General features: G+C 68.5%; 17 protein-coding genes. 13 read left to right on the plus strand and 4 right to left on the minus strand.

Annotation, left to right across the window (positions count from 1 at the left end):
• The first annotated feature begins 24 nt into the window (after nucleotides 1-24).
• Both ABZW96_RS21180 and ABZW96_RS21185 read left to right on the plus strand, forming a co-directional pair.
• Nucleotides 25-456: a MarR family transcriptional regulator gene (locus ABZW96_RS21180; RefSeq protein ID WP_355076947.1), complete on the plus strand. Its 432-nt coding sequence runs from the start codon at nucleotides 25-27 to the stop codon at nucleotides 454-456.
• A 228-nt stretch (nucleotides 457-684) separates the two neighbouring features.
• Nucleotides 685-1,983, plus strand: a complete 1,299-nt coding sequence (locus ABZW96_RS21185; RefSeq protein ID WP_355076948.1) for a M18 family aminopeptidase — start codon at nucleotides 685-687, stop codon at nucleotides 1,981-1,983.
• On the opposite strand, the gene ABZW96_RS21190 is transcribed toward ABZW96_RS21185, so the two are convergent.
• Entirely contained in the window at nucleotides 1,932-3,245 is a 1,314-nt protein-coding gene (locus tag ABZW96_RS21190) for a glycosyltransferase 87 family protein (protein ID WP_355076950.1), read from the minus strand. The two genes, ABZW96_RS21185 and ABZW96_RS21190, sit on opposite strands and share 52 nt — an antisense overlap.
• Before the next feature lie 170 nt (nucleotides 3,246-3,415).
• On the opposite strand from ABZW96_RS21190, the gene purL reads away from it, so the two are divergent.
• A complete protein-coding gene (purL, locus tag ABZW96_RS21195) occupies nucleotides 3,416-5,710 on the plus strand; it encodes a phosphoribosylformylglycinamidine synthase subunit PurL (RefSeq protein ID WP_355076952.1) in 2,295 nt (764 codons plus the stop codon).
• A 61-nt stretch (nucleotides 5,711-5,771) separates the two neighbouring features.
• Here the strand turns inward: purL and ABZW96_RS21200 are convergent, their stop codons facing one another.
• Nucleotides 5,772-6,062, minus strand: coding sequence for a YiaA/YiaB family inner membrane protein (locus tag ABZW96_RS21200; RefSeq protein ID WP_355076953.1), 291 nt, complete (start codon nucleotides 6,060-6,062; stop codon nucleotides 5,772-5,774).
• Nucleotides 6,063-6,247: 185 nt separating this feature from the next.
• Here ABZW96_RS21200 and ABZW96_RS21205 point away from each other — a divergent pair, with 185 nt between their 5' ends.
• From ABZW96_RS21205 to ABZW96_RS21215, 3 genes are all read left to right on the plus strand, one after another.
• Entirely contained in the window at nucleotides 6,248-7,981 is a 1,734-nt protein-coding gene (locus ABZW96_RS21205; RefSeq protein WP_355076955.1) for an alpha/beta hydrolase, read from the plus strand.
• 14 nt (nucleotides 7,982-7,995) lie between these two features.
• Nucleotides 7,996-8,700 (plus strand): lysostaphin resistance A-like protein, encoded by a 705-nt coding sequence (locus ABZW96_RS21210; RefSeq protein ID WP_355076957.1) that lies wholly within the window; start codon nucleotides 7,996-7,998, stop codon nucleotides 8,698-8,700.
• Between the two features lie 139 nt (nucleotides 8,701-8,839).
• Complete coding sequence (locus ABZW96_RS21215) at nucleotides 8,840-9,229, plus strand: sterol carrier family protein (RefSeq protein ID WP_355076959.1); 390 nt, start codon at nucleotides 8,840-8,842, stop codon at nucleotides 9,227-9,229.
• 30 nt (nucleotides 9,230-9,259) lie between these two features.
• Here ABZW96_RS21215 and ABZW96_RS21220 read toward each other — a convergent pair whose 3' ends face one another.
• A complete protein-coding gene (locus tag ABZW96_RS21220; RefSeq protein WP_355077058.1) occupies nucleotides 9,260-10,528 on the minus strand; it encodes an ABC transporter permease in 1,269 nt (422 codons plus the stop codon).
• A 205-nt stretch (nucleotides 10,529-10,733) separates the two neighbouring features.
• Here ABZW96_RS21220 and purF point away from each other — a divergent pair, with 205 nt between their 5' ends.
• The 7 genes from purF to purM all read left to right on the plus strand — a co-directional run bounded on the left by purF (nucleotide 10,734) and on the right by purM (nucleotide 19,761).
• Nucleotides 10,734-12,323: an amidophosphoribosyltransferase gene (gene purF / locus ABZW96_RS21225; RefSeq protein ID WP_355076960.1), complete on the plus strand. Its 1,590-nt coding sequence runs from the start codon at nucleotides 10,734-10,736 to the stop codon at nucleotides 12,321-12,323.
• Nucleotides 12,324-12,386: 63 nt separating this feature from the next.
• Nucleotides 12,387-12,773 (plus strand): hypothetical protein, encoded by a 387-nt coding sequence (locus ABZW96_RS21230; RefSeq protein WP_355076962.1) that lies wholly within the window; start codon nucleotides 12,387-12,389, stop codon nucleotides 12,771-12,773.
• A 433-nt stretch (nucleotides 12,774-13,206) separates the two neighbouring features.
• Nucleotides 13,207-14,739, plus strand: a complete 1,533-nt coding sequence (locus ABZW96_RS21235; RefSeq protein ID WP_355077059.1) for an ABC transporter substrate-binding protein — start codon at nucleotides 13,207-13,209, stop codon at nucleotides 14,737-14,739.
• 125 nt (nucleotides 14,740-14,864) lie between these two features.
• Nucleotides 14,865-15,875, plus strand: a complete 1,011-nt coding sequence (locus ABZW96_RS21240; RefSeq protein WP_355077061.1) for an ABC transporter permease — start codon at nucleotides 14,865-14,867, stop codon at nucleotides 15,873-15,875.
• Nucleotides 15,876-15,958: 83 nt separating this feature from the next.
• On the plus strand, nucleotides 15,959-16,873 hold the full coding sequence (locus ABZW96_RS21245) for an ABC transporter permease (RefSeq protein WP_355077063.1): 915 nt from the start codon (nucleotides 15,959-15,961) through the stop codon (nucleotides 16,871-16,873).
• Nucleotides 16,866-18,554 (plus strand): ABC transporter ATP-binding protein, encoded by a 1,689-nt coding sequence (locus ABZW96_RS21250; protein WP_355076963.1) that lies wholly within the window; start codon nucleotides 16,866-16,868, stop codon nucleotides 18,552-18,554. The genes ABZW96_RS21245 and ABZW96_RS21250 overlap by 8 nt, the downstream gene beginning before the upstream one ends.
• Nucleotides 18,555-18,684: 130 nt before the next feature.
• Nucleotides 18,685-19,761, plus strand: coding sequence for a phosphoribosylformylglycinamidine cyclo-ligase (gene purM, locus ABZW96_RS21255; RefSeq protein ID WP_355076965.1), 1,077 nt, complete (start codon nucleotides 18,685-18,687; stop codon nucleotides 19,759-19,761).
• A gap of 149 nt (nucleotides 19,762-19,910) precedes the next feature.
• Here purM and ABZW96_RS21260 read toward each other — a convergent pair whose 3' ends face one another.
• Nucleotides 19,911-20,123 carry a DUF3073 domain-containing protein gene (locus ABZW96_RS21260; RefSeq protein ID WP_039794982.1) on the minus strand — a complete coding sequence of 71 codons (213 nt, stop codon included), beginning with the start codon at nucleotides 20,121-20,123 and terminating at the stop codon, nucleotides 19,911-19,913.
• Nucleotides 20,124-20,260: the final 137 nt, after the last annotated feature.

Raw genomic sequence — 20,260 nt, forward strand, 5'->3', positions numbered from 1 at the left:
GGAATTCACGGCAGGCGGGAAATAATGACGTCCATTGTAAGCGGAAATTCGACGCTGCATGGCGCGCTGCGTGCCGCGGAGCGCGGTTGGGTACGGCATTTGGACGCGGCGCTGTGCGCCAGGCAGCTCTCGCCGGATCAGTGGTCGATGCTGTCGAATCTGTGCGGCGACGCGGGTATCACGATGACCGAGCTGGCGGCCAAATCGCAGCTCGCGCCGTCCTCTGCCACCAGGCATGCCGACTATCTGGCCGAGCGCGGCCTGATCTTCCGGCTCGCCGCGCAGGACGATCGGCGCCGCATCCTGATCGGCCTGAGCAGGCTCGGCGCCGACTTGGTCGGCGAGGTGCGCGCGGAGGAGGCGCGCGCCGAGCAGGAGTTGCGCGGGCGAATCGGCGCACGCCGATATACCGAACTCATGCGATTGCTCGACCTGGTTTCCATCGCCTCGGAGTAAATACTCCGGCGTACCGGACATTCGTCCGATGAATGCCGCGTACGTCCGATTCGTGATCGGTCGCCGGACCATTCTTGCCCTTATGTTGTGGGATGAATCGACGGGCGCCTCGAGCTGATCTCGGTGCGGCTATAACGGCATAGTCCGCACCGTTTCGGACGGTATTCGCCACGCGTGCCCAGCGACCGGGACACGCCGGTCGCGCCCCGCTTGCCTAGGATCGCAGGCATGCCCGTCTCCACCACCGCAGCCACGGCCGCCGGGCTGTGCGCGTTCATCGATGCGTCCCCGTCGCCGTTCCACGTCTGCCGCACGGTCGCCGCGGAATTGGACGCGCGCGGGTTCACCCGGCTCGCCGAGTCGCAGACCTGGTCTGCGGAGAGCCCGGGCAGGCATTACGTGATTCGCGGTGGGTCGCTGGTCGCCTGGGCGGCGGGGGACACCGCGGCCGCGACGGGGTTCCGCGTGGCCGGAGCGCACACCGACAGTCCCAACCTGCGCGTCAAGCAGCATCCCGACCTGACCTCGGCGGGCTGGCAGCTGGTCGGGCTGGAGCCCTACGGTGGTGCGTGGCTGAACTCGTGGCTCGACCGGGAGCTGGGTGTTTCCGGTCGGCTGAGCGTGCGGGACGGAAACACGATGCGCGAGCGCCTGGTTCGCATCGATGAGCCGATCCTGCGGGTGCCGCAGCTGGCCATCCATCTGTCCGAGGACCGCAGGGGTGTGACGCTGGATCCGCAGCGGCACGTCAACGCGGTGTGGGGCGCGGGGTACGAGACGGCCGCCTTCATCGATTTCGTGGCCGACTGGGCCGAGGTCGATCCGGGCGACGTGCTCGGCTGGGAGCTGATGACCCACGACCTGACGCCGAGCAGGCTGATCGGGCGGGACCAGGACTTGGTCAGCGCGCCGCGACTGGACAACCAGGGCACCTGCTTCGCGGGCTTGCAGGCGTTCCTGGCCGCGATCGAGGAGCCGGGCGCGGCCGTCCCGGTGCTGGCCATGTTCGACCACGAGGAGGTCGGCAGTCAGTCCGACCGCGGCGCGCAGTCCGATCTGCTGCCCGCGGTGCTGGAGCGGATCGTGCTCGCGCGCGGCGGCGGCCGCGCCGAATATCTCGCCGCACTGGCCGGTTCGGTGTGCGCGTCCGGCGACATGGCGCACGCGACGCACCCGAACTATCCGGAGCGGCACGAGCCCGCGCACCGGATCGAGGTGAACGGCGGGCCGGTGCTGAAGGTCAACCAGAATCTGCGCTATGCCACGGACTCCACCGGCGCGGGCGCGTTCGCGCTGGCCTGCGCGCAGGCCGCGGTCCCGTTGCAGCGTTACGTCCATCGCGCCGACCTGCCCTGTGGCTCCACCATCGGGCCGATGACCGCGGCGCGTACCGGCATGTCGACCGTCGACGTCGGTGCGCCGCAGCTGGCGATGCATTCGGCGCGCGAGCTGATGGGCGCGTTCGACGTTCCGGCCTACGCCGCCGCGCTGGCCGCCTTCCTCACGCCCGAGACCACCGGGCGATAGGTGAACACCGCGACGACGAACACGGCGAAAGTGGCGAGCACGTAATTGCTTCCGATGATCTGCTGCCACCAGGCCCAGTCCAGCTCGCGGTCGCGCGAGTGCGGCAGCAGCCAGTGCGGGCCGACCAGGAACAGCGCGGCGGCGACCGTGACCACGCCGATCGCCCGCGGGCTGCGCGCACCGCGCACCATGAGGTCGGCGGCGACGACCAGTGCGGGCGCGATCCACACCCAGTGATGCGACCACGACACCGGCGAGACCAGCAGCACCGCCGCGGCGTTCACCAGCAGCGCCGCCACGGTGGCGCCCGCCTCGATCAGCCTGCGCATCCACACCGCGGCCAGCGCGACCGCAAGTACGGACAAGGTGATCCACACCAGTGTGGCCGCCGTGTCGCCGATGCCGAGGCGGAAGGCCATGCCTTTGATGGACTGGTTGCCCGCGAAGTAAGGAGGTCCGATCCGGCCGGTGTCGGCGAGGGTGTGGAACCAATAGTCCACGGAATCGCCGGGAAACAGCAGGAATCCGAGACCCACCGCCGCGATCGCGGAGACCACCAGTGTGCCCGCGGCTTTCCAGTCCTTGCGCAGCACGAAGTACAGCAGATAACCGGCGGGGATCAGCTTCACCGACACCGCGATGCCGATCAGCATGCCGCGCGGCCAGAAAGGCTTGCGCGCCAGGCAGTCCAGTGTGATCGCGGCCATCAGCACCAGGTTGATCTGGCCGAAGCCGAAGGTCTGGCGGATGGGTTCGAAGAACTGCGCCACCGCGACCGCGCCGATGACCAGCGTGAGCAGGATCGGGCGCGACAGCTCGGGCCGCAGGCGGGTCAGCACCAGCCACAGCGAGATGCCAAGGCTGACTACATTGGTGACGACCACCAGCACCTCGGCGGCGACCAGCGGCATCAGGGCCAGCGGCGCGAAGAACAACGCGGCCAAGGGTGGATAGGTGAACGGCAGTCCGATTCCCTCGACCGGCGGCATCGGGCCGTACAGGTCGCCGTTGTCCAGCCAGACCCGGGCGCCGTTGCGATACACCTGGAGGTCGATGTAGCCGTGCCACCAGTGCGCGAGCAGCGAGACGATCGCCGACACCGCGAACAACGCGATCGCAGCAATCAGCCAGCGTACTTGCGGGGTCAGTGGGTTCGGCGACGCGTGACCGGATGTGGTCCCCGATCCGCCGCTGCCGGTCGGCGCGGCATCCGAGGTGACCGATCTCTCACCCGGATTCGCGACCCCCGATCCTTCGTTCACGGGCCCAGAGTAGCCGGTGCGCATGGTCGGTACCCAGTGCCTCTAGACTTACACGTAGGCATCTCGCCGCCGCCCAGTGACAACGCTCGTCGCTTCGCTGAGCTCGCCCACCCCGCCGGCTCCGCCGGCTTGCCGACCCCCATGCCCGGCCGAAAGGACCCTGGTACTCCGTGACTCCGCAGGTCGACACCGTCAGCTCAGCCGCAGCAAACCCCGACGTGGCGCAACCCTACAAAGAACTCGGCCTCAAAGACGACGAGTACGCCCGCATCAAGGAGATCCTCGGTCGCAGGCCGACCGACGCCGAGCTGGCGATGTACTCGGTGATGTGGAGCGAACACTGCTCCTACAAGTCCTCCAAGGTGCACCTGCGCTACTTCGGCCAGACCACCACCGACGAGATGCGCGAATCCATGCTCGCGGGCATCGGCGAGAACGCGGGCGTCGTCGACGTGGGTGACGGCTGGGCGGTCACCTTCAAGGTGGAGAGCCACAATCACCCCTCCTACGTGGAGCCGTACCAGGGCGCGGCCACCGGCGTCGGCGGCATCGTGCGCGACATCATGGCGATGGGCGCGCGCCCGATCGCGGTGATGGACCAGCTGCGCTTCGGCGCGGCGGACGCGGCCGACACCCGTCGCGTAGTGGACGGCGTGGTGCGTGGCGTCGGCGGCTACGGCAACTCGCTCGGCCTGCCGAACGTCGGCGGCGAGACCGTGTTCGACGCCTCCTATCAGGGCAACCCGCTGGTGAACGCGCTGTGCGCCGGCGTGATGCGAGTCGAGGACCTGCACTTGGCCTTCGCCTCCGGCACCGGCAACAAGATCGTGCTGTTCGGCGCGCGCACCGGCCTGGACGGCATCGGCGGCGTCTCGGTGCTGGCCTCGGACACCTTCTCCGGCGACGAATCCGGCTCCGGCCGCAAGAAGCTGCCGTCGGTGCAGGTGGGCGACCCGTTCACCGAGAAGGTGCTCATCGAGTGCTGTCTCGAGCTGTACGCGGCGAAGCTGGTGGTGGGCATCCAGGACCTCGGCGGCGCCGGATTGTCTTGTGCCACATCCGAACTCGCGGCGGCCGGTGACGGCGGCATGCACATCGAGCTGGACAAGGTGCCGCTGCGCGCGACCGGTATGACGCCCGCCGAAGTGCTCTCCAGCGAATCGCAGGAGCGCATGTGCGCGGTCGTCACTCCCGAGAACGTGGACGCTTTCATGGCCGTGTGCCGCAAGTGGGACGTGCTGGCCACGGTGATCGGCGAGGTCACCGACGGTGACCGGCTGGTGGTCACCTGGCACGGCGAGACGGTGGTCGACGTGCCGCCGCGCACCGTCGCGCACGAGGGTCCGGTGTACGAGCGCCCGGTCTCGCGCCCCGACGAGCAGGACGCGCTGATCGCCGACGCCCCGGACCGGCTCGCCCGTCCGAAAACCGCCGACGAACTGCGCGCGACGCTGCTGCGGATGATCTCCAGCCCGCAGCTGTGCAGCCGCAAGTGGATCACCGAGCAGTACGACCGCTACGTGCGCGGCAACACCGTGCTGGCCGATCAGGCCGACGCGGGCGTCATCCGGATCGATGAGGAGACCGGCCGAGGCATCGCGCTGGCCACCGACGCGTCCGGCCGCTACACCAAGCTGGACCCCTATGCCGGTGCGCAGCTCGCGCTGGCCGAGGCCTACCGCAACGTGGCCAGCACCGGTGCCACGCCGAAGGCGGTCACCAACTGCCTGAACTTCGGTTCGCCCGAGGATCCCGGGGTGATGTGGCAGTTCCAGCAGGCGGTGCGCGGCCTGGCCGACGGTTGCGTGGCGCTCGGCATCCCGGTCACCGGCGGCAACGTCAGCTTCTACAACCAGACCGGCCAGACGGCGATCCTGCCGACCCCGGTGGTCGGCGTGCTCGGCGTGATCGACGACGTGCACCGGCGCATCCCGACCGGGATCGGCCTGGAGCCGGGCGAGACGCTGATCCTGCTCGGCGAGACCCGCGACGAGTTCGGCGGGTCGATCTGGTCGCAGGTTGCGCACGACCATCTCGGCGGCGTCCCGCCGAAGGTCGACTTCGCCCGCGAACAACTGCTCGCCGAGGTGCTGACCGCCGGTTCGCGCGACGGCATGATCAGCGCCGCGCACGACCTGTCCGAGGGCGGTCTCGCTCAAGCTGTCGTCGAAGCGGCGCTCGCCGGTGAGACCGGTTGCCGCATCCTGCTTCCCGAGGACGCGGATCCGTTCGTCACGCTGTTCTCCGAGTCGGCGGGCCGTGTGCTGGTCGCGGTTCCCCGCTCGGAGGAGACCAGGTTCACCCGCATGTGCACCGCGCGCGAACTGCCGTGGGTGCGCATCGGCGTGGTCGATCAGGGCTCGGATTCGGTCGAGGTGCAGGGCCAGTTCTCGATCACCATGGACGAGTTGCGGACCGCGCACGAGGGCACGCTGCCGAAGCTGTTCGGCGCCGGAACCGTCTGACGAGACGCCCACCTGGGCGGGCCTGAACCCCTCGTTACCGGGCCCGCCCAGGTGCGCGTACTCAGGCGACGGAATTGAACGGATCGTGCTCGGAGAGCAGCTTCTCCATCCGCGCCTGATCGATGCGACCGTGAACGGTCGCCGCCTCGTGCTGGTCGCGCACCACTTTCGCCAGCGTGAAGGTGCTGGTCACCAGGAAGAACACGGACATACCGAGGAATCCGCGCTGCCAGACGTCCAGCGGCAGCGCGTAGATCCCGATGCCGATGCCGACGAAACTGATGCCGAAGGCGATCGCGGCCTGTGCGACGTAAGCGGCGCTGGCTTTCTGCGCCGCGGTCGTTGTGCTCATGGACCAAAGTTTCCGGATGGCGCGACCCGCGCACCCGTGTACAACTACTCGAGCGAAATGGGTAGTTGCCATCCGCGCGAAGGCGTCCGATCACGGGGTCGCGCAGGGTGTGATCCGCGTCGTGCGCGCCCGCGTCACGGTGGGCGACGCGCCGGGCCGTCGGTGGCGACCGCCATACTGATCGAATGCTGGAGACCGCCGGGACCATGCGGAAACTGCGCACGCGCGCGGTCGCGGTGATCCGGCGCGTCGAGGACGTCATCGACCTCAATTACGTCGGCTTGGTGGTGGCGACGGTGTTCTTCGCGCTGTCGGTGACGCCGTCGCTGCTGCCGCGCGACTGGCTGTTCCAGGGGCTGATCAGCGGGATCAATGCCGCCATCGGATACGGCGCCGGCTGTTTGCTGGAGTGGCTGTTCCGGCTGTGGGTGCGGCCGCGGCTGAAGATCGCGCCGCCGCCGACGTGGGCGCGTTACGCCGTCAAGTCCGCCGTGCTGCTCACCGCCGCGCTGAGCGCCGCGCTGATGCTGGTGCAGTCGGCGCGCTGGCAGCGGGAGATCACGGCGTTGATGGGCATGGCGGGCACCACCACGCCCGCCTATCTGCGCACCGGCCTGCTGAGCATGGCGGTCGGCGCCGCGGCGGTCGCGGTCTACCGGACCGTGCGCGAGTTCATCCTGTTCCTGGCCCGCCTGCTCAACCGGTGGGTGAAGGTGCCCCGCGAACTCGCTCCGGCCGCCGGATTCCTGGTGCTGGTGGTGCTGGCGGTGACGATCTTCAACGGTGTCGCCACGCAAGCGTTCTTCGCGGTGGCCAACTCCGCGTTCAGCGTGCGCAACGACCACACCTCGGTGAACGCGGTGCAGCCGCAGCAACCGGAGCGCTCCGGCAGCCCCGCCTCGCTGGCCAAATGGGAGACCCTCGGATTCGAGGGGCGCTGGTTCGTCTCGCACGGACCCACCGCGAGCCACATCACCTCGCTCACCGGCCGCCCGGCCAAGGAGCCCGTCCGGGCCTACGTCGGTCTGGAGTCGGTGGATGGGAACCAGGAACCGGCCGAGCTGGCGGTGTCCGAGCTCGAGCGAACCGGTGCGTTCGACCGGAAGGCGCTCGTGGTGGTCACCACCACGGGGACCGGATGGGTGAACTCGCTGGCCGCGTCCGCGCTCGAGTACATGTACGACGGCGACACCGCGATCGTCGCCACCCAGTACTCGTATCTGCCCAGCGTGCTGTCCTTCCTGGCCGACCGGAGCAAGGCCGCCGCGGCCGGCAGGGATCTGTTCGACGCGGTGTACCAGCATTGGACCGCGCGGCCGCCGCAGGCACGACCCAAATTGCTGGTGTACGGGGAGAGCCTCGGTTCGCAGGGTTCCGAGGCGGCGTTCGACGGCCTGGCCGATCTGCGCGCCAAGGTCGACGGCGCGCTGTGGGTCGGCCCGCCCAATTCCAACCGGCTGTGGCAGCAGTTCGTCGCCCGCCGCGATCCGGGCTCCCGTGAGGTGGAGCCGCTGTACGCCGACGGGCTGGTGGTCCGGTTCGCCTCCGACAGCGGTGACCTGGCGCGCCCGTCGTCGGAATGGCGGCCGCCGCGCATCGCGTATTTGCAGCACGCGTCCGATCCCATCGTCTGGTGGTCGCCGGATCTGATCTTCTCGCGGCCGGATTGGCTGTCGGAGCCGCGCGGTTCGGACGTCTCCTCCCAGATGCGCTGGTGGCCGTTCGTCACCTTCTGGCAGGTGGCCGCCGATCTGACCAATGCGCAGGGCGTCACCGACGGGCACGGACACCGCTACGGCAGCCTGGTCCTGGACGGCTGGGCCGCCATCGCCGCGCCACCGGACTGGACCGCCGAGCGTTCCGAGCGGATCCGGGTCGAAGTCGAGGCCGCGGAGGAATTCGAGCGGAAGATCAAGTGAGCCAGGAACGGGCCGTGCGAACCATTGCGGCCGTTGCCGTTCCGTTGTTCTGGAGCAACGCGGTCCTGCCCCGCCTCCGTCTCGGCATCCGCGGACGAACCGCCGCCAATGCCGGTTTCGCCACCGCCTACGCGGTCGCGCTGCGCGCCGAACCTGGCCGGTGGTCGAAGAGCGGCGTGCGCTGCGGACTGCTCGCCGCGTCGGTCGTCGTGGCCGGTTACGCAGCGGCCCTTGCCGTTCCGTCGCTGCGATGGCAACTGGCCGAACTCGCTGAACGGGGGCCCGCTGTGTCGACGCAGGAGTGGGTGGCTGTGCACATTCCTCTCGGGACTGTCTACAGCGAGGAACTCGTCTTCCGCGGCACGCTGGATCCCATGCTGGACCGCCTTTTCGGTCCGCGAGCCGGTGCATTGGTCGGCGCGACGACCTTCGGACTCTGGCACATCACTCCCGCGCGGGCCGTGGGCGACAGTGTTCCCGCCACTGTGGCGGTGACTACGGCGGGCGGACTCGTGTTCGGTTTGCTGCGCCGCCGCACCGCGGGCACCGCCGCCCCCGCGCTGCTGCATCTCGCCATGAACGCGGGTGGAGCGATCGCTCCGCGCCTGGCCCGCCACTTCCCGGGTTCCGCGCGTGCGATGCGGGTGGCACGTTCGGACCTCGGGACGACTGTGGATGAATTCGCAACTCCGGCTTCGGATATACCGCGAGCCCGTTGACGGGGCGGCCGACGCCGGGCACCGCGCCGCCGCCGTCCCGAAGCCGCGCCGACACCGTCGTGTCGACCGCCCTCGCCGAAGCACGGCTGAGGTCGATCACGGGCGCGAGGCGTACGGAGCGCGAAGTAGGGTCGGGCAGGTGGCAGGACGAGGCACGGTAGACCCCGCGCAGACGCGGGCAGCGGTGGCGGTGGTGAGCGAATGGTTGCGTGACGAGTCGGTCGACGCGCCCGCGCGCGCCGAACTCGCGGCGGCTGTGCGTACCACGGCGCGCTCGCTGGCGGCCTCCGCGCCCGGCCACTCGGTCGAGGTCCGGGTGCCGCCGTTCGTCGCGGTGCAGTGCGTCGAGGGCCCGCGGCACACCCGGGGTACACCGCCGAACGTCGTGGAGACCGACCCGCGTACCTGGCTGCTACTGGCCACCGGACTGCTCGAGTTCGACGACGCGCTCGACTCCGGCGCGGTGAGCGCGTCCGGCACCCGCGCGGCCGAGATCACGCACTGGTTGCCGATCGTCCGAGTCGACTGAGACCGAGCCGATCGTTGCGGCGCGGACAGTTCACGCCCGGACGATGTTGCGGCGCTCCAGCCCCTTGCGGTCGTAGAAGCGGGTGACCGACGCGCCGAAGATCAGCCCGATCGCGAGCCCGAGGACCGCCATCCACACGCCACGCGTGAGCCCCGCCTCGAAATCGGCGTCGAAGTACAGGATCGACCGCACACCCAGGAACACCTGGTGCATGGGTTCGAAGGAGGCGAGCCAGCCGAAATATCGCGGCGTCGCCTCGATCGGCACGGTGCCGCCCGAGGACGGCAGGCCGAGGATGACGAACAGGATGAGGTTCACCAGCAGGCCCGCCGAGCCGATCGCCGCCAGCATGGACAGCCCGGTCACGCCGACGGCGATCATGGCGAGCGCGCTGTAGAGGTACAGGGCCAGCGGATTGCCGATCGGCATGTCCAGCAGTTCGCCCACGACGAGGAACACTCCGGCGACGATGTTCGCCGCCAGCACGAACACGCCCCACTTGATCAGCAGCGTCTTGAACCGCGAGATCGGCGTGGGCGGGTAGTGCACGTACCACGGGCCGTACTCGGTGGGCACGAAACCGAGCTGCGCATCGATCATGGTGTGGATGACCATCGCGCCGACCACGCCGGCCAGCAGCAGCAACAGGGCGTAGAAGAACGCGGTCAGGCCCTGGCCGCTACCGTGCGGCAGCGGGTGGTACTGCTGCTGCACCACCTCGATCGGCGACGCAAGAGCCACCCTGGTCGCGCCGGTCAGTTCGGGTGCGGGCGGACCGCCAGGACGCGGGGCCAGCTGCGCGTTCACCTGGTCGAGCAACTGCTTGCCGACCTGCTTGTTCACCTCGGTCAGCGCCTCATTGCCGACCCGCAGCACGATCTGCGTGCCGAACGCGCCCGCGCGCGGGTTGGTCTGCACCGTGATGATCGGGCGCGGGATGTCACCGGGTATGACACTGCCCACACCCAGATTGCCGAGCTGCTTGCTGAAATCGCTCGGGATGACGATCGCGCCGTAGACCTGTCCGGACTGCATCTGCCGCTCGGACTCGTTGATGCTGAGCACGCGCAGGTCGACCTTGTCCGACGGCACTCCGGCGGCCAGCGCCTTGGTGATCTGATCGCCGAAATTGACCTTCTGCTCGGCGCTCCCGCTGCCGATGGTGTCGCCGACATCCTGGTTCACCAGGGCGATCGGGAAGTCGTGCAGGTTCTTCTCCGGATCGACGACATAGTCGAGGTACATGATGCCCAGCAGCGCGGTGAGCAGGCTCAACACCGCGATGGGAAACAGCACCATCCGAGGCCATGGCCTGCGCACCGGCCCCGTCGTGCCCGCGTCGTCCGTAGTCGTCACGGTCCGCACCGTAACAGCCGAAGGCGTCGCGGCGACCCCGCTTCGGTCACCTGGAATTGCTGCTCGGATGCGGCGGCGGTGCGCGGGCATCGCCGCGGCATCCGTAGAATGAAATCTGCCCCCAGCCCGCCCGAACAGGGAGCAAACGGTGACCAACGCCGAACTGCCGGTCCAGAGCATTTCCGCCGCCTCGTGTCCCACCCCGGACGTCGACGAGAACGAGCCGCGCGAGGAGTGCGGAGTCTTCGGAGTCTGGGCGCCGAGCGAAGAAGTGGCGAAACTCACGTATTACGGGCTTTATGCTCTGCAACACCGTGGCCAGGAGGCGGCGGGCATCGCGGTGTCGGACGGCTCGCAGATCCTCGTGTTCAAGGATCTCGGACTGGTCAGCCAGGTGTTCGACGAGCAGACGCTGGCGGCCATGCCGGGTCACATCGCCGTCGGTCACTGTCGCTACTCCACAACGGGCGGGGTGACCTGGGAGAACGCTCAGCCCATCTTCCGCACCACCGCGGTGGGCTCCGGACTTGCCCTGGGGCACAACGGCAATCTGGTCAACACCGCCGAATTGGCCGGCCGTGCACGGGAACTCGGCCTGCTCGCCTCCGTCCGGGGCGGGCGCCCGCAGCCCGCCGCGGCGACCTCCGACTCCGACGTGGTCACCGCGCTGCTCGCGCACGCCGCCGCCGACTCCAGCATCGAGCGGGCCGCGATGGAACTGCTGCCCACCCTGAAGGGCGCGTTCTGCCTGACCTTCATGGACGAGCACACCCTCTACGCCGCGCGCGACCCGCACGGCGTGCGCCCGCTGTGCCTGGGCAGGCTGGAGCGTGGCTGGGTCGTTGCCAGTGAGACCGCCGCGCTGGACATCGTCGGGGCCGCCTTCGTCCGCGAGATCGAACCCGGCGAATTGCTGGCGATCGATGCCGACGGCGTGCGCTCGATGCGCTTCGCCAACCCCGAGCCCAAGGGCTGCGTCTTCGAATACGTGTACCTGGCGCGGCCGGACAGCACCATCGCGGGCCGGTCGGTGCACGCCACCCGGGTGGAGATCGGCCGTCGCCTGGCGAAGGAGCACCCGGTCGACGCCGATCTGGTGATCCCGGTTCCCGAATCCGGCACACCGGCCGCCGTCGGTTACGCGCAGGGGTCGGGCGTGCCCTACGGCCAGGGCCTGATGAAGAACGCCTACGTCGGCCGCACGTTCATCCAGCCCAGCCAGACCATCCGTCAGCTCGGCATCCGGCTCAAGCTCAATCCGCTGCGCGAGGTCATCCGCGGCAAGCGCCTGATCGTCGTGGACGACTCGATCGTGCGTGGCAACACCCAGCGCGCGCTGATCCGGATGTTGCGCGAGGCGGGCGCGTTGGAGATCCACGTGCGGATCGCCTCGCCGCCGGTGAAGTGGCCCTGTTTCTACGGCATCGATTTCGCCTCGCGGGCGGAACTGATCGCCAACGGAGCGGGCACCGAGGGCGACGTCGCGGACATGGTCGAGGGCGTGCGCCGGTCGATCGGCGCCGATACCCTCGGCTACATCTCGCTCGACGGCATGATCGCCGCCACCGAACAGCCGCGCTCGCGGCTGTGCGCCGCGTGCTTCGACGGCAACTATCCGATCCCGCTGCCCACCGAGGCCGCGATCGGGAAGAACGTGCTCGAGGGCATGCTCACCGGTCAGACCGAGGCCGAGCTGCTGGGCGACAACGCGAATGCGAGCGCGCTGAGCCGTCCGTGACGCGGGACGTCGCTCGGGATCCGCGTAGCCGAACTCGCTCACCGCGTGCCGCACAATGAGCGCATGGATGCGAAGTACGCCGCCGCGCTGGAGCCCGTGCGTCGGGATCTGGCCGCTACCTGCGCTGTCCAGCCCATCGTGGTCGAGGAGACGCATCAGGGCATGGACTGGGTGATGTTCTACGAGCCGGACGGTAGCGGCGCCGGGATCGGACCGCTGGTCGGCGACGACTACGCGGAGCAGGTGGCGTATCTCGCCGACAAGGCGCACGAGTGGGCGGTAGAGGCGTTGTGGACGGCGGGCGAGTCACCGGTGTGGCCGGTGTGCCCGAGACATCCGAACACTCATCCGCTGGCGGCGGGCGTGAGCGGCGGGGTGGCGGTGTGGTCGTGTCCGAGGACACGTGCGATGGTGGCGCCAATAGGGCAGTTGGGAGTCAGTGTGCCGTGACCCCGCACGTCGTTGACGATCACGAACCACCGCTGAGGTTCGGGCCAGTCGCGCTGCTGGGCGCGAACGCGATGCGCTGCTGATGCTGTTCGCTGTCTCGCGCGGTGATGTGGCCTGCTCGAGACATCACGCCGTGCACCGTCCGGCGATTCTGGACGTACGACCGGTTTTTCGGGCCGGTCGTAGTCGCCGCGCATAACACCTGCTGAGAGCGCCGCGGATTTTCTTCGAAAACGTAACGTGCCGAAAATGCTTCGTAGGTACGGTGCCGATCATATCGGAAGTTCACCCGTGTCCGCACCGGGCCTGCGATCCAGGGCAACGCGTGCGGCGCTCGAGAAGTGGGGCCGTGATGAGGAATTCGAGGTTGGGGCGACAGATCGGGACGCGAACCATCGCGGCCGTCGGCTTGCTGGCATTGGCGGGTTCGGTGCTGGCGGGATGCGGTTCCGGGCGAACCGGGGAGGGCGGTGACAGCGGCGGCTTGGTGGCGGGCACCACCGACAAGATCTTCTCGCTCGATCCCGCGGCCGCCTACGACAACGGGTCGCTGGTCGCCGAGACGCAGATCTATCAGTACCTGCTCAACTTCGCACCCGGTGACGCGACGCCGAAGCCGGACGCGGCCCAGAAGTGCGAGTTCACCACGCCCACGGTGTATACCTGCACGTTGAAAGACGGCCTGAAGTTCGCCAACGGCAACCCGCTGACCGCGACCAGCGTGAAGTTCTCCTTCGACCGGATGCTGCGGATCAACGACCCGAACGGTCCCGCCTCGCTGCTCGGCAACCTGGAGAAGACCGACGTAGTGGACCCGCGCACCGTCGCGTTCACGTTGAAGGTGGCCGACGACCAGACCTTCCCCGCGATCCTGCCCACCCAGGCCGGGCCGATCGTCGACGAGAAGGTATACGCGCCGGACAAGGTGATGCCGGACGAGGATGTGGTGAAGGCCAAGGGCTACTCCGGCCCGTACGTCATCGCCAGTTACGACAAGAACAAACTCGTCGAGTACCAGGCGTTCGCCGATTACAACGGCATCCTCGGCAAGCCGAAGACCGAGACGGTGTCCACCAAGTACTACGCCACCACCGACAACATGAAGCTCGACCTGCAGAACGGTTCGCTCGACGTCGGATATCGGTCGTTCACGCCCACCGACATCGAGTCGCTGCGCAACGACGGCAAGGTCGCCGTGCACGAGGGCCCCGGCGGGGAACTGCGGTACATCGTGTTCAATCTGAACACCATGCCGGGTGGCACGCCCGCGCAGAAACTGGCCGTGCGCAAGGCCGTCGCGGCCACCGTCGACCGTGCCGCGCTCGCCGACGGCGTCTACAAGAAGACCTACCTGCCCGCGTATTCGTCCGTGCCGCAGGGCATGCCGGGCGCGGCCGAGCCGTTCAAGGAAATCTACGGCTCCCGGCCGAACAAGGACCAGGCGGCGAAGTTCCTCGCCGACGCGGGGGTCGCGACGCCGGTCGAGCTGAATCTCCAGTACAACCCCGACCACTACGGCTCCAGCAGCTCCGAGGAGTACGCGGCGATCAAGTCGCAACTGGAGGCAACGGGTTTGTTCAAGGTCGATCTCCAATCCACCGAATGGGTGACCTACCAGCGAGAACGCGCCCGTGATGCCTACCCGCTCTTCCAATTCGGCTGGTTCCCGGACTTCCCGGACCCGGACAACTACCTTTCCCCGTTCTTCGGGCCGAACAACTTCCTGCAGTCGCATTTCGAAGACCCCGGCATCTCCGCCCAGCTGATCGCCCAGGCGACCCAGCCCGACAAGGACAAGCGGCTCGCGCAGATCCAGCAGGTGCAGCGTGATCTCGCGCAGAACTTCCTGCCGATCGTTCCGCTGCTGTCCGGCAAGCAGATCGCGGTCTCCGCCACCGGGGTGCGGGGTGTGGAACAGACGCTCGACGCATCGTTCAAGTTCCGCTATACGGTGCTGAGCAAGTGAGTTCCGGCGGTCCGGCCGGGCCCGGGGCGACCACATCGGCGGACATCGCGCCGACACCCGTCCGGGCCCGGCCCTTCGCCCTGCGGCGAACCGGCAAGGGCGGCGACGATTCTCGCCACGGCGCGTTGCTGCGCTACCTCGGCGTCCGCCTGCTGCTGATTCCGGTGACCGCGTGGATCCTGGTCACGGTCGTGTTCTTCCTGATGCGCGTGGTCGGCGACCCGATCAGCGCGGCGATGGGCGGACGCATGACCCAGGAACAGATCGAGGCGCGCAAGGAGGCGGCCGGGCTGAACCGGCCGATCCTGACCCAGTACTGGGACTATCTGTCCGGGCTTCTGCACGGGGATCTCGGTCGCTCCCAGGACAACCGGGAGATCAGCGAGGTGGTGGTCACCTACGGCGCCGCCTCGCTGGAACTGGTGTGCTGGGCACTCGTGGTCGCGTTCGCGATCGGCGTCCCGCTGGGCAGGTACGCCGCCACCCGGCGGGATTCGGCCGCCGACACCACGTTGCGGTTGCTGGCCATCTTGTTCTACGCCGCGCCGGTGTTCTTCGTCGGCCTGCTGCTGAAGCTGGTGTTCGCGGTGCGACTCGGCTGGCTGCCGGTGGCGGGCCGGGCGAGCACCAACGTGGAACTGCGGCTGCAACACGTCTCGCCGAAGACCAACATCATGGTGATCGACGCGATCCTCTACGGCGACGCCGGATACCTGCTCGACGTGCTGAAACACGCCGTGCTGCCCGCCATCGCGCTCGGCTTGCTCACCGCGGGCATCTTCTTGCGGCTGGTGCGGATCAACCTGATCCAGACCCTCCGCGCCGACTACGTGGACGCGGCACGGGCCCGTGGCTTGTCCCGCCGCGTGGTGACCGGGCGGCATGCCTTCCGCAACGCGCTGATCCCGATCGTCACGGTGATGGGCATGCAGATCGCCATGATGCTCGGCGCCTCGGTGCTCACCGAGACCACGTTCGAGTGGAAAGGCCTCGGCTATCAATTCGCGCAATACCTCTCGGCGCGCGACTTCATCGCCGTGCAGGGCATCGTCGCATTCATCGCGCTCATCGTGGCGGTGATGAGCTTCCTGGTCGACGTCCTGGTGGCGCTGATCGATCCGAGGGTGAGGTTCTGATGACGGCTCCGGAACTGCTGAACGAAACCCTGGTCGCGCCACCCGCGGCGCGGCGGGGTGTACCCGGCCTCCGGTTGTTCTCGATGACCTCCGGTTTGCAGCGTGCGACGCTGGTCCTCGGCCTGGCTCTGGTCGGTGTCTTCGTGGTCGCCGCGCTCTTCGCTCCGCTGACCGCACCGTACGGATTCGCCCAGAGTGCCGCCGACGGCGTCGATTTCGTTCGCCAGCAAGCACCGTCGGCCGAGCATTGGTTCGGCACCTCGGTGCGCGGAGAAGACGTGTTCTCCCGGGTGATCTATGGCGCGCGGACAGCCTTGTGGGTGATCACGATCTCCCTGCTGCTCTCGCTGCTGATCGGGGTACCGCTCGGACTGCTGTCCGGCTACGTCGGCCGGTGGCCGGACCGGTTGCTCGTGCTGTTCATGGACGCGATGTACGCGTTCCCGACACTGTTGCTGGCGATCGTGGTGTCCATCGTGGTCGCGGGCGGTCGCTCGACCAGCCTGGGCGGTGCGCTGTCCGCGGCGGTGGCCATCACGGCGGTCTTCGTCCCGCAGTACTTCCGGGTGGTGCGCAACGCGACCGTGGCCGTGAAGCAGGAGCCGTACGTCGACGCGGCGCGGGTAACCGGCGCGTCGACCACACGAATCCTGTTCCGGCACATCCTGGCCAATGTCACTCAATCGCTGCCGGTGATCATCACGCTCAACGGGTCGGAAGCCATCCTCACCCTGGCCGGCCTCGGCTTCCTCGGTTTCGGCATCGAACCGACCCAGGCCGCGGAATGGGGTTTCGATCTGAACAAAGCGCTGCCGGACGTGTCCAACGGCATCTGGTGGACGGGCATCTTTCCCGGTGTCGCCATCGTGCTCGTCGTGCTCGGCATGACCTTGGTAGGGGAAAGCCTCAACGAAGTGCTGAACCCCGTCCTGCGCACCCGCCGCGCCGCGGCGGTGGCCGGACCGGACGGCGGCGGAAAGGACGCGACCGATGCCTGAGTCCTCCGCGACGGAGCGGGGCCGCCCTGCCCTGTCCATCGAATCGTTGTCGGTCACCTTCGCCACCGACGCGGGGCCGGTGCACGCGGTCACCGACGTCTCCTACGAGGTCTACCCCGGCGAAGTGCTGGCCATCGTCGGGGAGTCCGGTTCGGGCAAGTCCGTGAGCTCACGCACCGCGATGGGCTTGCTGCCGGAGACGGCCACGGTGCGCGGCCTGGTCACCCTGGGGACCGAGCAGGTCACCACGATGAACGAGAGGCAGCTCAGCGCTTTGCGCGGCGGCGCGATCTCGATGGTGTTCCAGGAACCAGGCCTGGCCCTGGACCCGCTGTTCACCGTCGGCTTCCAGATCGGCGAGGCGCTGCGCGCCCACACCGACCTGACCAAGAAGGCGGCCAAGGCGCGGGCGGTGGAACTCCTGCGCCTGGTCGGGTTGCCCGATCCGGAGCACCGGGTGGACTACTACCCGCATCAGCTCTCCGGCGGGCAGAAACAACGCGTGGTGATCGCCATCGCCATCGCCTGCGAGCCGAAGGTGATCATCGCCGACGAGCCGACCACGGCGCTGGACGTCACGGTGCAGGCCGAGATCCTCGCCCTGCTGCGGGGCCTGCGCGACCGGATCGGCAGCGCGATCGTGCTGATCACCCACAACATGGGCGTGGTCGCCGACATCGCCGACCGCGTGGTGGTGATGCGCGACGGAGCGGTGGTCGAGCAGGCGCCGGTGGATGAACTGTTCGCGCGTCCCAGGGCGGACTACACCCGCGCCCTGCTTGCCGCGGTCCCGCACCTGGGTACCGAGCAGATCGAGCACGGCCCGCCCGACAGTGCCGAGACCGAGGGCGATCCGGTACTCGAGGTCCGTGATCTGGTGGTCGAATTTCCCGGCCCGTTCGGCAGGCCGCGTTTCCGCGCTGTCGACGGCGTGAGTCTGCGCATCGGTCCCGGCGAGACGCTCGGCCTGGTCGGTGAGTCCGGCTCGGGCAAGTCGACCATCGGCCGCTGCGTCGCGGCACTGCAACGGCCCACCTCCGGAACGGTGCGAGTGCGCGGGCAGGACATCGTGGGGTTGTCACAGCGCGAGCTGCGACCGATTCGGCGGCGCTTCGGATTCGTCTTCCAGGACCCGGCCAGTTCGCTGAATCCCCGGCTCACCGTGGGCGAGTGCGTGTCCGAACCGCTGCTCGTGCACAAGGCGGGCAGCTCGGCGGAGATTCGCGCCAGGGTGCGCCTGCTACTCGACGACGTGCGGTTGCCCGCGGGCGTCGAACGCCGGTACCCGCACGAGTTGTCCGGCGGGCAGCGTCAGCGTGCCAGCCTCGCCCGCGCGCTGGTGCTCGACCCGGACCTGCTGGTCGCCGACGAGCCGACCAGCGCGCTGGACGTCTCGGTGCAGGCCGCGGTGCTGGAGCTGTTCGGTCAGCTACAGCGCGAGTGCGGCTGGGCCTGCCTGTTCATCAGCCACGACTTGGCCGTGGTCGACCAGCTCGCCGACCGGATCGTGGTGCTGCGCGACGGTGCGGTGGTGGAAGCGGGCGATCGGAATCGCATCCTGCGCGCCCCACGGGAGGAGTACACCCGCCGCTTGGTCGCCGCGGTGCCGGTACCGGATCCGGTGCGGCAACGCCACCGCCGGGCACAGGCCGCGGGGTTCGATGGCGACGAGACGGACTGATCGTCCGCTTTACGGTTGGCTCTGCCCTATTGTCAAGAGGGCGAGCCAACACCGGTGCGGGGTCGTTATCCGGCTCCGGTAGCGTGAGCAGGCATCTATCCGCCGATTCGGTTTGGAGCTTTCCCCGAAAATGACTGAACAGACCCCCAGTGGTGGTGCTTCGTACGCCGCGGCAGGCGTGGACATCGAGGCAGGTGATCGCGCAGTCGAGTTGTTCGGGCCATTGGCGAAGAAGGCGACCCGGCCCGAGGTCCAAGGCGGCCTCGGCGGCTTCGCCGGGCTGTTCGCGCTGAAGGGCGGCTACCGGGAACCGTTGCTGGCGGCCTCCACCGACGGCGTCGGCACCAAGATCGCGGTGGCGCAGGCGATGGACAAACACGACACCGTCGGCCTCGACCTGGTGGCCATGGTGGTGGACGATCTCGTGGTCTGCGGCGCGGAGCCGCTGTTCCTCCAGGACTACATCGCCATCGGCAAGGTCGTCCCGGAGAAGGTCGCCGAACTCGTCTCCGGCATCGCCGAGGGCTGTGTGCGCGCCGGGTGCGCGCTGCTCGGCGGCGAGACCGCCGAGCATCCCGGGCTGATGGATCCGGACGACTACGACCTGTCCGCCACCGGCATCGGCGTGGTCGAAGCCGACGCGGTGCTCGGACCCGACCGGGTCCGTCCCGGCGACGTGGTGATCGCCATGGGGTCCTCCGGACTGCACTCCAACGGCTACAGTCTGGCCCGCAAGGTGCTGCTCGAGATCGATCGCATGTCGCTCACCGGCCACGTCGAGGAGTTCGGCCGCACCCTGGGCGAGGAACTGCTCGAGCCGACCAGGATCTACGCCAAGGACTGCCTCGCGCTGATCGCCGAAACCGATGTGCGCACGTTCGCCCACGTCACCGGCGGTGGCTTGGCGGCCAATCTCGCCCGGGTGCTGCCCGCGGGCATTGTGGCCGAGCTGGATCGAGGCACCTGGAACCCGGCGCCGGTGTTCAAGATGATCGCCCAGCGCGGCCGGGTCGAGCGGCCCGAGATGGAGAAGACGTTCAACATGGGCGTCGGCATGGTCGCCGTCGTCGCTCCCGAGGATGTGGACCGGGCGCTGGCGGTGCTGACCGCACGGCACATCGAGTGCTGGACGCTGGGCACGGTCAAGAAGGCCAAGGACGCCGACGCCGCGCGCGCCGTGCTGGTCGGTGAGCATCCGCGGTTCTGATTCGCGGTGAAGACACGTGAGAGTCCCGCATCTATGTACGATGCGGGACTCCGGTGTGTTGCAAGCCTTTTCGGCGCCAGAGACGTCAACCCGCGACAACGATCGAAGGGGGAGGCCCGTCGGCCTCCCCCTTCAGACGTAAATCCGAGTCAGCGGCGCCAGTCGTCGTAGTCGTCGTCCTCGTCCCAGCGGGACAAGGAGTCGTCCGCGTCGTGCTCATCGGACAGCACACCACCACTCCGCTGGGAGTTGGGGCTTCCCGAAAGCTCGCGCTGAAGGCTCGCGAAGTCGGTCGTGGGCGAGCTGTACTTCAGCTCGCGTGCGACCTTGGTCTGCTTTGCCTTAGCCCGGCCACGGCCCATGGCTGACCCCCTCGCGTCACAGCGGGGCGGCCTGGGGTTTGGTGGCGGCCCCGTTCGAATTAATACTCTTCCTGACAGACACTTTAGCGTGTGTCCGGCGGTCTCGCTTCCAGGAGTGGGTGAAGAACTCCGGAACC

The organism is Nocardia sp. NPDC004168 (genome assembly GCF_040610355.1).
Taxonomy (GTDB): domain Bacteria; phylum Actinomycetota; class Actinomycetes; order Mycobacteriales; family Mycobacteriaceae; genus Nocardia; species Nocardia sichangensis.

Excerpts from the sequence above, each read along its gene's own strand:
- ABZW96_RS21180 (WP_355076947.1), top strand. The coding sequence starts at position 25 with ATGACGTCCATTGTAAGCGGAAATTCGACGCTGCATGGCGCGCTGCGT.
- ABZW96_RS21185 (WP_355076948.1), top strand. The coding sequence starts at position 685 with ATGCCCGTCTCCACCACCGCAGCCACGGCCGCCGGGCTGTGCGCGTTC.
- ABZW96_RS21200 (WP_355076953.1), bottom strand. The coding sequence starts at position 6,062 with ATGAGCACAACGACCGCGGCGCAGAAAGCCAGCGCCGCTTACGTCGCA.
- ABZW96_RS21205 (WP_355076955.1), top strand. The coding sequence starts at position 6,248 with ATGCTGGAGACCGCCGGGACCATGCGGAAACTGCGCACGCGCGCGGTC.
- ABZW96_RS21220 (WP_355077058.1), bottom strand. The coding sequence starts at position 10,528 with ATGGTGCTGTTTCCCATCGCGGTGTTGAGCCTGCTCACCGCGCTGCTG.
- ABZW96_RS21230 (WP_355076962.1), top strand. The coding sequence starts at position 12,387 with ATGGATGCGAAGTACGCCGCCGCGCTGGAGCCCGTGCGTCGGGATCTG.
- ABZW96_RS21245 (WP_355077063.1), top strand. The coding sequence starts at position 15,959 with ATGACCTCCGGTTTGCAGCGTGCGACGCTGGTCCTCGGCCTGGCTCTG.
- ABZW96_RS21250 (WP_355076963.1), top strand. The coding sequence starts at position 16,866 with ATGCCTGAGTCCTCCGCGACGGAGCGGGGCCGCCCTGCCCTGTCCATC.
- purM (WP_355076965.1), top strand. The coding sequence starts at position 18,685 with ATGACTGAACAGACCCCCAGTGGTGGTGCTTCGTACGCCGCGGCAGGC.
- ABZW96_RS21260 (WP_039794982.1), bottom strand. The coding sequence starts at position 20,123 with ATGGGCCGTGGCCGGGCTAAGGCAAAGCAGACCAAGGTCGCACGCGAG.